Origin of the sequence: Methylibium sp. T29, assembly GCF_000576205.1 — a bacterium.
In the GTDB taxonomy this organism is placed as follows: Bacteria; Pseudomonadota; Gammaproteobacteria; order Burkholderiales; family Burkholderiaceae_C; genus Methylibium; species Methylibium petroleiphilum.
Genome location: NZ_AZND01000603.1, coordinates 1 through 537, shown reverse-complemented (window position 1 = coordinate 537; position 537 = coordinate 1). Strand labels below are relative to the sequence as shown.

At 74.7% G+C, this 537-nt stretch carries 1 protein-coding gene and 1 pseudogene; one reads left to right on the top strand and one right to left on the bottom strand.

Features of this window, described 5'->3' with window-relative positions:
* A partial coding sequence (locus x551_RS23075; RefSeq protein WP_253950477.1) for a helix-turn-helix domain-containing protein occupies positions 1-211 on the top strand: 211 nt, incomplete at its 5' end.
* Positions 212-345: 134 nt separating this feature from the next.
* Here x551_RS23075 and x551_RS26130 read toward each other — a convergent pair.
* Positions 346-537 (bottom strand): annotated as a pseudogene (locus x551_RS26130) (hypothetical protein); the annotation flags it as partial.

Here is a 537-nt window from a genome sequence, read left to right as displayed (position 1 = left end):
CGCCGCGGCACCCGGCGGGCCCGCGCGGGCGGTGGTGCGCGCGATGGCGAGCGGCATCGACAGCGGCGGCAAGACCCTCGAGGAACTGGAGCGCGAGATGATCCGCCACGCGGTGGACGCCGCCGACGGCAACATCTCGGTCGCCTCCAAGCGCCTGGGCATCAGCCGCAACACCATCTACCGCAAGCTGCGCTGGCGCGAGCCGGAATGACCGGCGGGCCGAGCGGCTGACGACCGGCCCGCCACCCGGCCGCCCTCACCCCGGCCCTCTCCCGCAAGCGGGAGAGGGAGAGGGAGAAGAAGACCCCCTCTCCCCGTCTGCGGGGAGAGGGAAAGGGAGTTGGTTCAGCCGATGCCCCGACACCGCAGCGCCCAGTCGCGCGCGGCAGCACGCAAGGCCGGCGCCAAGCGGGGATCGCTCATGCGGTGACCGGCCTCCGGCACCTCGTTCGACAAGGCGCCTGGCAGCGCCGCCGCGAGCGCCTGGGCCACGGCCGGGTCGCAGGTGGCATCGGCCGCCCCCCAGACCACGCTGAC